The 11,208-nt window shown below is 58.7% G+C and carries 6 protein-coding genes and 1 pseudogene; 3 read left to right on the top strand and 4 right to left on the bottom strand.

Features of this window, described 5'->3' with window-relative positions; translation table 11 throughout:
- Positions 1-2: 2 nt before the first annotated feature.
- The 3 genes and pseudogenes from O6929_08825 (at position 3) to fbp (ending at position 3,056) form a co-directional block, all read left to right on the top strand.
- Entirely contained in the window at positions 3-881 is an 879-nt protein-coding gene (locus O6929_08825) for a phosphoribulokinase (protein ID MCZ6480490.1), read from the top strand.
- Positions 882-917: 36 nt separating this feature from the next.
- On the top strand, positions 918-1,697 hold the full coding sequence (locus tag O6929_08820; GenBank protein ID MCZ6480489.1) for an HAD-IA family hydrolase: 780 nt from the start codon (positions 918-920) through the stop codon (positions 1,695-1,697).
- 250 nt (positions 1,698-1,947) lie between these two features.
- A pseudogene (gene fbp / locus O6929_08815) lies at positions 1,948-3,056 on the top strand (fructose-1,6-bisphosphate aldolase/phosphatase).
- A 274-nt stretch (positions 3,057-3,330) separates the two neighbouring features.
- On the opposite strand, the gene O6929_08810 reads toward fbp, so the two are convergent.
- The 4 genes from O6929_08810 to trpS form a co-directional block, all read right to left on the bottom strand.
- Positions 3,331-6,765, bottom strand: a complete 3,435-nt coding sequence (locus tag O6929_08810; protein MCZ6480488.1) for a DNA polymerase III subunit alpha — start codon at positions 6,763-6,765, stop codon at positions 3,331-3,333.
- Positions 6,766-6,811: 46 nt separating this feature from the next.
- A complete protein-coding gene (gene guaA, locus O6929_08805; protein ID MCZ6480487.1) occupies positions 6,812-8,347 on the bottom strand; it encodes a glutamine-hydrolyzing GMP synthase in 1,536 nt (511 codons plus the stop codon).
- A gap of 96 nt (positions 8,348-8,443) precedes the next feature.
- Positions 8,444-9,913 (bottom strand): IMP dehydrogenase, encoded by a 1,470-nt coding sequence (guaB, locus tag O6929_08800; GenBank protein ID MCZ6480486.1) that lies wholly within the window; start codon positions 9,911-9,913, stop codon positions 8,444-8,446.
- A 316-nt stretch (positions 9,914-10,229) separates the two neighbouring features.
- On the bottom strand, positions 10,230-11,208 hold a 979-nt coding region (trpS, locus tag O6929_08795; protein ID MCZ6480485.1), incomplete at its 5' end, for a tryptophan--tRNA ligase.

Genomic DNA, 11,208 nt, shown 5'->3' with positions numbered 1-11,208 from the left:
GCATGTCGAAGAAGCACCCAATCATCGCGGTGACCGGTTCATCCGGTGCCGGCACTACAACGGTGAAGGTCGCGTTTGAACACATTTTCTACAGACTCCAGACGAACGCTGTAACCATCGAGGGGGACAGTTTCCACCGGTACAGCCGCTACGAGATGCGTGAACTAGTTGCGAAGGCTCAGGCCGAGGGGAAGACTCTGAGCCACTTCGGCGAGGAGGCAAACCTGTTTGAGGAATTAGAGGAACTTTTCCGGCACTATGGCGAAACCGGGACAGGGCAGCGGCGCCACTACCTTCACACTTGGGAGGCGGCGGAGCACTTCGGCCAAGAACCAGGAACGTTCACGCCCTGGGAGGATCTTCCGAAGGACACGGATCTCCTAGTTTATGAGGGGCTGCACGGCGGGGTCGTCACCGAGAAGGTCAACGTGGCACAGTATGTGGATCTGCTCGTCGGCGTGGTGCCCATCGTCAATCTCGAATGGATCCAGAAGATCCATCGCGACACCGCGGAACGAGGCTACGCGCCGGAGGACGTTACCGAAACCATCTTGCGTCGTATGCCCGACTATATGCGCTATATCACGCCCCAGTTTTCCCTTACCGATATCAATTTCCAGCGCGTGCCCACTGTAGATACCTCGAACCCGTTCTTTGCGCGTGATATCCCGACTCCCGATGAGAGCCTCGTAGTAATCCGATTTACCGACCCTGCCAAGCTCAACATTGATTTTACTTATCTCCTGGCCATGCTCCACGACTCGTTTATGTCCCGGCGGAATAGCATCGTGGTGCCGGGAGGCAAGCTGGGCCTCGCCATGGAGATCATTTTCGAACCGATCATCAAAAAAATGATGGAAGAGCGGCAGGCGTTACTTTAGAGGCAGAAAGCCACGGGTACCGCCCGGATAACGTCAATGCTTCGAGTGGTGATCCTCGATGTGGACGGCACGCTCGCAGAAACGGAGCGCAATGGTCATCGTGTCGCATTCAACCGTGCCTTCGAGCACGTGGGCCTCTCTGACCGATGGGACGAGGATTTTTACGGCGAACTGCTGGGGGTCACCGGTGGAAGAGAGCGCCTGCACTTCTACTTCGAACGGTACCGGCCGTTGCCGGGAACTGAGCGAGACCAGCTGGTGGAAGAGCTGCATCGGGTCAAGAACGAAGCATTCAGACGATTGATCGATGAGTCCTTCATGGCTCCCCGTCCCGGTATTCTTCGCCTCCTCGATGAGCTCCATCACCAAGGCCTCACCACCGCGGTTGCCACCACCGGAAGCCGCTCATGGGTCGAACCCCTGCTTGAGGGACTTCTCGGCCGGGATCGCCTCTCCCGCATCGCTCTCATGATCACTGGCGAGGATGTGACCCGAAAAAAGCCGGATCCCGAGGTCTATACGCTCACCCTCTCGAAGCTCGGCAGCTCCCCGCAGGAGGCGCTCGCCATCGAGGATTCCCAAAACGGACTTGACGCGGCGAAGGGGGCGGCGCTCCCCTGCGTTATTATTCGTAGCAGCTATAGCCGGGACGACGACTTCAGCCAGGCCGACCTTGTGCTTGAGGACCTTGGCGCTCCTGGTGCCCCGTGTCGGGTCCTTTCTAATGCCCACCGCATCGACGTCGGGGACGTGATCGACGTCGAAACTCTCCACCGGCTCCACTATCGGGCCACGGCGCCCCCCGACGTATCCTAAAAGTCCCTCCCGGGGTCCATCCGTTCCCATCAAGACGGTTCTACAAACGAACATCTGAAAGTATGCTAACCGCCTATATTTCTTGCTTTTTCTGGTCAAGAAAAGCTCCCTTTTTTCTTTACTCAAGAGTAGTTTTGGGCTATAATTTTAGTCCCTCGATACAAGACAAGATTTCACCCCTCCGGTTTCCATCATCTTTGCAAGTTACGCCGTTCAGGTAAGATGTGTCGCTCTAGAAAGGAGGGACGAAATGGCCAGCGAAAAGATCACCATCAGCATCATCAAAGCTGACGTGGGAGCTACACCGGCCACAACCGGGTCCATCCTGAACTCATGCAGAAGGCCGGTGAGTCGCTCCAGGCTGCCAAGGGCAAAAAGACGATCGTCGATTATCATGTTGCCCGATGCGGGGATGATATTGACCTCGTCATCACCCACCGCCACGGCGTTGACTCCGAGCTAATCCATCGGCTGGCGTGGGACACCTTCATGGCCTGCGCGGCCGTGGCCAAGAGACTTCATCTATACGGAGCCGGCCAGGATCTCCTCTCCGATGCCTTTTCTGGCAATGTCAAGGGATTGGGGCCCGGAGTCGCGGAGATGGAGTTCGTGGAGCGGACCAGCGAGCCCATCGTGGTCTTCATGGCGGACAAATGCTCGCCAGGGGCTTGGAACTTCCCCCTCTACAGGATATTCGCCGACCCCTTCACTTCCGCCGGGCTCATCATCGACCCCAAGATGCACGATGGATTTGAGTTTTCGGTACTGAACGCGAAGAAGGATGCCACCATCCAGCTGAATTGCCCCGAAGAGCTGTATGATCTTCTCGTCTTTCTGGGGGCCACCGATCAGTTCATGATCACCGAGGTGCGGCGGCGAATCGACGGGGAGATCGCCGCGGCAGCCTCCACCCAAAAACTGAGCCTGATCGCCGGCAAATACGTCGGGAAAGACGACCCGGTGATGGTGGTCCGGTGCCAGTCCGGACTCCCCGCTGTCGGCGAGGTAATCGAGGGCTTTACGTTTCCGCACCTCGTTGACGGCTGGATGCGAGGGTCTCACTGTGGGCCGCTCATGCCCTGTGCCTTTCATGAGGCAAACCCGACCCGCTTTGACGGGCCACCCAGAGTGGTAGCGGCCGGCTTCCAGCTGGCCGATGGGCAACTCATCGGGCCGGTGGACCTTTTCGATGATCCCTCCTTGGATGAGACGCGCCGAAAGGCCGGTGAGGTGGCGGAGTACATGCGGCGGCACGGACCTTTCCAGCCCCACCGCCTCTCTCTAGAACAAATGGAGTACACTACCCTGCCCCAGGTAATGGGCCGACTCCAGGACCGGTTCAGGGTGGGAAAGCGATAGCTTCTGCCTGAAAGGCAACGGCCGCGGGGCGATCCAAAAGAAGAGTTCGCCACCGCGGCCGTTCAACTTTCCAATGACCTGTCGTGACGCAGTGCCGTTCTAACTATTTGTGCTAACTTTCTCGCTGCGCTCGTTCACGACCCTTGCAACAAGGCAGGCTGCTCAAATTCGGCCCCTCGATCCTCCTCGGGGTGGTGAGCCTGTCGAACCACTTATCAAGTTGGAACGGCACTAGCCCAAACCTCCCATCCGCCGGCAGACCATAGCTCGATTCCTACCTTGTCACCACCACTGAACCCGGGCCCACGATGTCTTCCACCCGAGAGAGAAAAGCCGGAAGCGGCATCACACGTAACGCTTCTGAAGCCTCGATCACAACCGCCGTCTGTCCATCGGTGTGTAGACGGATGCGGAGGGGGACCGGTCCCCTGAAGTCCGCGGCCGTCGAGCGGATCTGTCGAAGGACTTCCATCGAAAGGGTTTCTGGTCGAAGGGCGATCTCCACCTCGGCCGCCGGTTTCTCTTGCAGATCATCGAGGGGTTGGACATCTGAGAGGAGGAGCTTCACTACCTCTTCACCGATATCAACCTGCCCTCTCACCAAGACCGGATTATCCTTGACCAGAAAAAGCATCTTGCTCTTGTAGAGATCAGGAAAGGCAATCGATTCCACCGAGCCACGCAGGTCCTCAAGTGTGACAAAAGCCATCCGGTCCCCGTTCTTGGTTGAGATCTCCTTCACGGCGGTGACGATGCCACAGAGGCTTACCGTCTCCTTGTCCCGCAAGCTGAAGAGCCCATCGGTAGTGGCCGTGGCATACTGCGTGGCAAGGGTCTCGTATTCACTGAGGGGGTGACCGGTGACGTAGAATCCGAGAATCTCCCGCTCAGCCGTGAGGCGCTGCGCGTGAGGCCACTCCGGAATCTCGGGGATCTGAGGTGTCACTGCTTGAGAGAGCTCTCCCCCCAACACATCCAACAGCGAGCCCTGTCCTTTCGCCCGATCCCGGTGAACTGCCGAAGCGGACTCCATGGCTTGATCTACCATCGCCATAAGCTGGGATCGCCGGCAGCCTAAGGAATCGAAGGCTCCACACTTGACCAGGCTTTCGATCACCCGCTTATTAACCAGCCGAAGGTCGACCCGCTCGCAAAAGTCGTGGAGATTGGTAAATTTGCCACCGGTCAGACGGGCATTTACCATCGACTGGATGGCTGTTTCACCCACATTCTTCACCGCCACCAGACCAAAGCGGATCTTGTCCTCCACCGCTCGGAAGGTGCTCCCCGACTCGTTCACGTCCGGTGGCAGAATCTCGATCCCCATCTGCCGGCATGCTTCGATATACACGACCGTCTTATCCGTATTCCCCATTTCCGAGGTGAGGAGCGCCGCCATAAACTCCACCGGGTAGTTGGCCTTGAGATAGGCGGTCTGATATGCGAGCATCGCATACGCGGCGGCGTGGGATTTGTTGAAGCCATACCCGGCAAACTGGGCCATCAGGTCAAAGATTTTTTCCGCCTTCGCCTTCGGAACCTGCCGTGTGGCCGCCCCTGCCAGAAACTTCTCGCGTTGCCGTGCCATGAGCTCCGGGTCCTTCTTTCCCATGGCCCGGCGCAGAATATCCGCCTCTCCCATGGTGAACCCGGCCATCTCGCTGGCAATCTGCATCACCTGCTCTTGGTACACCATGACGCCGTAGGTCTCGTGGAGGTACTTCTCCATAAGGGGGTGATCGTAGCTGATCTTCACCCGACCGTGACGGCGGTTGATAAAGTCCGGGATCATCTCCATGGGGCCCGGGCGGTACAACGCCACGAGGGCAATCACATCCTCCAGGCGCTCCGGCCTGAGACGTTTCAAGAGATCCCGCATCCCCCCGGACTCTAACTGGAAGACCCCGGAAGTCTTCGCATCTGACAGGAGCTGGAAGGCCTTGGGGTCGTCGAGCGAGATCCGATCTGCTTGAAGCTCAACTCCCCGGGTTTCCTTAAGAAGTTTCAGAGTGTTCGCGATCACCGTGAGCGTCCGGAGGCCAAGAAAGTCCATCTTCAGGAGGCCAATCTTCTCGATAGCCCCCATGGCATACTGGGTCGTTATCTCCCCCTTGGTCCCCCGGTAGAGGGGAACATGCTCGTTGAGAGGTTCACCCGAGATCACCACTCCGGCAGCGTGGGTAGACGCGTGGCGGGTCAGCCCTTCCAGCGATCGGGCAATCTCCCAGAGCTCCGCGACCTCAGTCTGCGAACGGACAGCGTCTTTGAGAGGTGGGCTTTGGGCGATGGCCTCGTGAAGAGCGATGTTAAGGATATTGGGGACCATCTTGGCAACTCTGTCCACTTCACCATAGGGCATCCCCAGGGCCCGGCCCACATCGCGAATGACCGCTTTGGCTCCCAAGGTCCCAAAGGTAATGATCTGGGCCACGTTTTCCTTTCCATATTTCTGGGCGACGTACTCGATCACCTCGTCCCGGCGATCATCAGCGAAGTCGATATCCATGTCTGGCGGCGATATACGCTCCGGATTCATGAATCGCTCGAACAGAAGGCCGTAGCGTAACGGATCGATATTGGTGATACCCAGCGCATAGACTACCAGGCTTCCAGCAGCCGAGCCCCGACCCGGCCCCACCGAAATTCCCCGCTCCTTGGCAAAGCGGATAAAGTCCCAGACGATCAGGAAGTACCCGGCGAAGCCCATCTTTTCAATCATCTGGAGCTCCCCGGCCAGACGCTGCCTCACCTCTTCCGTGATCTGACCGTACCGCTCCTTCAGACCGCGCCAACTGCACTCGGCCAGGTAAGTGTCCAGGGTATGCCCTGAGGGGACCTGGTAGTGCGGCAGGTGAATCTTGTTGAAATCCAGCTGGAGGTTACACCGCTCGGCGATGGCCACCGTATTGATTAACGCCTCCGGAATTTCCGCGAAAAGTCCCTGCATCTCCTGAGGATTCTTGAAGTAGAATTGATCCGAGGAGAACCGCATCCGCTCCCTGTCGGCCACTGTCTTGCCGGTCTGGATGCAGAGAAGGGCGTCGTGGGCCTTGTGATCCCCCGCATTCAGATAGTGCACGTCGTTGGTGGCCACCGGTGAGGCTCCCAGCTTCTTAGCCATCTGTAGCAGGCTCTGATTGACCTCCTGCTGGGGCTGGATTCCATGAAACTGTAGCTCTAAAAAGTAATTCTCCGGACCAAACAGATCCCGGTACCAGGCCGCCACCTCCAGGGCCTTCCCTTCCTCCTTTTGCGCAAGCAGCCGGCACACTTCGCTGTTGAGACAACCGGAGAGGGCCAAGAGACCTTCGTGGTGTTGGGATAAGAGTTCCTTATCAACCCGGGGCCTGTAATAGAAGCCTTCCAGGTAGCCCGCAGTCACCAACTTTATCAGATTTTTGTAGCCGGTCCGGTCTTTCACCAGTAGGGTCAGGTGGTTCGCCCCCTCATAGTGTCCATCCTGGGGATACCGGTCCAGACGGGAGCCGGGAGCAACATACACCTCACAGCCGATGATGGGCTTGACCCCCGCCTTCTGAGCTAGATTGTAAAAATCAATGGCTCCAAAGAGATTGCCGTGATCGGTGACGGCTAGGGCGGGCATTTTGAATTCCTTCGCCTTCTCAACCAGCTTCTCGAGATGGCATGCCCCATCCAGCAGGCTATACTGACTGTGGACATGCAGATGCACGAACCCTGCATGCGGCATCACAAACCCTCCCTTGAAGGCGCCCGGGATCCTGCCAGCGGCTCAACTACTCCCATTCGATGGTGCTCGGTGGCTTCGAGGAGATATCGTATACGACGCGGTTGACCCCCTCGACCTCGTTGATAATGCGATTCGAGATGAGGCCGAGGACATCGTACGGCAGTCTGGCCCAGTCGGCTGTCATGCCATCCTCGGACGTCACTGCCCGCAGTCCCACCACATTTTCATAAGTCCGGGCATCCCCCATGACCCCGACACTCTTGACCGGGAGGAGGATGGCAAAGCTCTGCCACAGCTGCTGGTAACGTCCGGCACGCTTGAGTTCCTCCTCCACGATGGCGTCCGCTCCCCGGAGGATGTCCAACCGCTCTCTCGTCACTTCTCCGAGTATGCGGACCGCGAGGCCCGGACCCGGAAATGGCTGCCGCCAGATGATGGCCTCTGGAAGACCGAGGTCCTTCCCGACCTCCCGCACCTCATCTTTGAACAGGTCCCGGAGTGGCTCGATGAGACGAAACGCCATGGTGGTGGGGAGACCTCCGACATTGTGGTGGGTCTTGATGGTGGCCGAAGGTCCTCGGACTTGCTGGCTCTCAATCACATCCGGATAGAGGGTCCCTTGCGACAGAAACTCGAACCGGCCGACCTTCTTTGCCTCCTCCTCGAAAACCCCGATAAACTCGGCACCGATAATCTTTCGCTTCTCCTCTGGGTCCGTGACTCCTTTGAGGGCGTGAAGGAAGCGATTCGAGGCGTCCACGGCGATGACATTGAGCTTGAGGTTCTCTAGGAACGTCTGGACCACTGATTTCGCCTCTCCTTGACGAAGGAGTCCATTGTCTACAAACACACAGGCGAGGCGATCCCCGATGGCTCTGTGGACCAACAGCGCGGTGACGGAGGAGTCCACCCCCCCGCTCAAAGCGCACAGGACCTGCTCCGCCCCCACGGTCTCACGGATCTCTTCGACCGATTTTTCGATAAAGGAACGCATGGTCCACGTTGGCGCACAGCCGCAGACCCTGAAGACGAAATTTTCGAGGATCTGCCGCCCCTTCGGCGTATGAATTACCTCGGGATGAAACTGAACAGCGTACAGGGGACGCGTGACGTGCCGCATGGCGGCATAAGGCGCATTCTCCGTATGCGCGATGGGAACCCAATCGGGGGGGAGCGAGAGGGCCTTGTCCCCGTGGCTCATCCAGGCAATCGTCTCCGGCCCGAGTCCCGCGAGGAGATCCGAGGGGTCGTCGATACAGAGCTCAGCCCGGCCGTACTCCCGCTCCTGCGCCGCAGCGACTTTTCCTCCCAGCTGGTGGGTCAACACCTGCATTCCGTAGCAGATCCCGAGAAGAGGCCGGTCGAGAGCCAGGACCTCCTCGTCCAAGAGTGGGGCATCGCGGTCGTAGACGCTGGCGGGCCCCCCCGACAGAATGATCCCTTTCGGATTGAAATCTCGAATGGCCTGGATCGAACTATAGCACGGAAGGATCTCGCAGTAGACGTGGCACTCCCTCACCCGGCGGGCGATGAGCTGGGTGGTCTGCGAGCCAAAATCTAGAATGAGAATTTTGTCCTTCATCAGTGCTGAAGGTCGGCCGAGAAGTGGAGAGAACTCTGGTCCTGCCTGATGCGGAATAGATTGAAAGCGGATATAGTGAGTCCGCGCTGGCCGTGTCTAGCTCTCTAGGCGGTAGTTGGGCGCTTCCTTGGTGATGATGACGTCGTGGACGTGCGACTCCCGAAGACCGGCATTCGTGATCTTGATGAATCGACCATTCTGCCGAAGATCCTCCACGCTGCGACAACCACAGTACCCCATCCCGGACTTCACGCCGCCGACCATCTGGAAGACATTTGCAGCCAAGGTCCCGCGGTAGGGAACGCGGCCCTCGATCCCCTCGGGGACGAGCTTTCCTTCCTCGGTCTCTTTCTCTTGGAAGTAGCGGTCTCGGCCCCCCCGCTGCATCGCCCCCAGCGATCCCATTCCCCGGTACACCTTGTAGCTCCGGCCCTGATAGATCACGGTTTCCCCTGGGCTCTCCTCTGTCCCGGCAAACAGACCCCCGATCATGACTGCATGCGCTCCGGCGGCGATGGCCTTCGTGATGTCTCCCGAATGCTTCACCCCGCCGTCAGCAATTATGGGAATTCCGTACTGATCAGTGACCGCAGTGCAGTTGGCGATGGCGGTGACCTGAGGCACCCCTGCCCCCGCCACAACCCGGGTGGTACAGATTGAACCGGGCCCGATTCCCACCTTGATCCCGTCCGCCCCGGCGCGGATCAGATCCTCCACCCCTTCGGCGGTCGCCACATTGCCGGCAATCACCTCGGCCTGCGGATAGGCCTGCTTGATCCAGCGGACCGTCTCGATGACCGCCTGAGAGTGGCCGTGAGCCGTGTCCACCACGATCACATCGACACCAGCCTTCAGGAGAAGAGAGATTCGCACCTCGGCATCCTCCTCCACCCCGACCGCAGCCCCAACCCGAAGTCGGCCGAGGGCGTCTTTACAGGCACTGGGGTACTTCCGGCGCTTTTCGATATCCTTAATCGTAATGAGTCCTTTCAACATAAAGTGCTCGTCCACCACCGGAAGTTTCTCGATCCGATGCTGGTGAAGAATCTCTTTCGCCTCCTCTAGAGAAGTCCCGACAGGCGCCGTCACGAGGCGGTCCCTGGTCATCACCCCGGCGATGGGCAGGTCGAGTTTTGTCTCGAACCTGAGGTCCCGGTTGGTCAGGATCCCCACCAACCTCCCCTCCTCATCCGTGACCGGCACCCCCGAGATGCGGTAGTGCTCCATGAACTCGAGTGCCTCGTAGATCATCTGGGTGGGGCGGACCGTGATCGGGTCCATGATCATCCCGCTCTCAGACTTCTTGACTTTATCCACTTCCGCCGCCTGCCGCTCCGGCGAGAAGGCCCGATGGATCATCCCGATTCCCCCTTCCCGAGCCAGGGCAATAGCCAATCGCGTCTCGGTTACCGTGTCCATGGCTGCGGAGACGAGGGGGATATTGATCCGAATGTTTCGGGTCAAGCCCGTAGAGACGTCAACCTCTCGGGGGTGGACCTCCGATTTGGCCGGAACCAGCAGGACGTCGTCAAAGGTAAGCCCCTCTTCCAACGGCCCGTTTAGCATTCTGCCTCTCCTCTGCAATATGTAGGTAATATAGCGGAATATACCGCAATATCTAGAGTCCGTCAACGCTTTTAAGGTGCATCCTAAACCGATCAGCGGTCACGATTTGTTCTCTTACCTAGCCCGAATTTTTCACATAAAGTGAATCATCTGCCCTCCGGGCTTCGACTCCGCCCCGCGTTTGCGAGGCGTCGCTCAGGGCTAGCCTTGAGCAGGCCGTGGGAGCGGCCAGTCGAAACCTGCCGGTGCGGCCGAGCCCGCACCTGCAGGCGCATTATTCACGAAGACACTCCATTCGTGAATAATGCGGGCTAGTTCAGATCCCCATCGCCTTCTTGGCCTCCATCAGGCTGGCCCCGGCCACCTTCCGGGCTCGTTCTGTCCCCGCCGCGAGAATGTCTTCCACCTCGCCGGCCTGCTCGGCGAGCTTCACCCGCCGCTCATAGATCGGGGAGAGGACCGGAAGCATGTGATTGAGAAGCACCCCCTTGCAGTCGAGACAGCCGATGGCCGCCGTGCGACACCCCGGAACCACGTAGCTCTCCCGCTCCCCCTGGGGAGTAAAGATCTTATGCAGGTCGTAGACCGGGCAGACATCAGGGTTGCCAGGATCGGTGCGACGAACCCGAGCCGGGTCGGTGACCATCGGTTTCACATTTGCCTGCACCGTCTCGGGGGGATCCGACAGGTAGATGCAGTTGTTGTAGCTCTTAGACATCTTTCGCCCATCGGTCCCTGGAATCTTCGGAGAGTCGGTTAACTTCGCCTCCGGAATCGTGAAGACCCGCTTGTAAAGGTGATTAAACCGCCGGGCGATCTCGCGGGTGAGTTCGATGTGGGGAAGCTGATCCACCCCCACCGGAACGAAGTTGGCCTGATAGATCAGGATGTCTGCCGCCTGCAATACCGGGTAGCCGAGGAACCCAAAGGTGCTGAGGTCCTTGTTCGTCACCTCCTGGAGCTGCTCCTTATACGTAGGGTTACGCTCCAACCATGGGAGCGGGGTGATCATGGAGAGGAGAAGGTTGAGTTCCGCATGTTCCGGGACGTGGGACTGAATGAAGAGGACCGCCTTGTCGGGGTCTATTCCTGCACTCAACCAATCGAGGACGATCTCCCTGGTGTGTTCCCGGATGTGGCTCGGATCGGCGTAATCAGAGGTGAGGGCGTGCCAGTCTGCCACAAAAAAGTAGCATTCGTACTCGTCCTGGAAACGCCTCCAGTTATCTAAGGCCCCAAACAGGTGGCCTAAATGGAGCCGACCGGTCGGCCGCATTCCACTCAGGACCCGTCCC

It is taken from the genome of Candidatus Methylomirabilota bacterium, assembly GCA_027293415.1.
Lineage (GTDB): Bacteria > Methylomirabilota > Methylomirabilia > Methylomirabilales > CSP1-5 > CSP1-5.
Note: the sequence above shows the minus strand (reverse complement) of the source record. Positions and strands in the feature narration are given on the sequence as shown.

Excerpts from the sequence above, each read along its gene's own strand:
- O6929_08825 (MCZ6480490.1), top strand. The coding sequence starts at position 3 with ATGTCGAAGAAGCACCCAATCATCGCGGTGACCGGTTCATCCGGTGCC.
- O6929_08820 (MCZ6480489.1), top strand. The coding sequence starts at position 918 with ATGCTTCGAGTGGTGATCCTCGATGTGGACGGCACGCTCGCAGAAACG.
- O6929_08810 (MCZ6480488.1), bottom strand. The coding sequence starts at position 6,765 with ATGCCGCATGCAGGGTTCGTGCATCTGCATGTCCACAGTCAGTATAGC.
- guaA (MCZ6480487.1), bottom strand. The coding sequence starts at position 8,347 with ATGAAGGACAAAATTCTCATTCTAGATTTTGGCTCGCAGACCACCCAG.
- guaB (MCZ6480486.1), bottom strand. The coding sequence starts at position 9,913 with ATGCTAAACGGGCCGTTGGAAGAGGGGCTTACCTTTGACGACGTCCTG.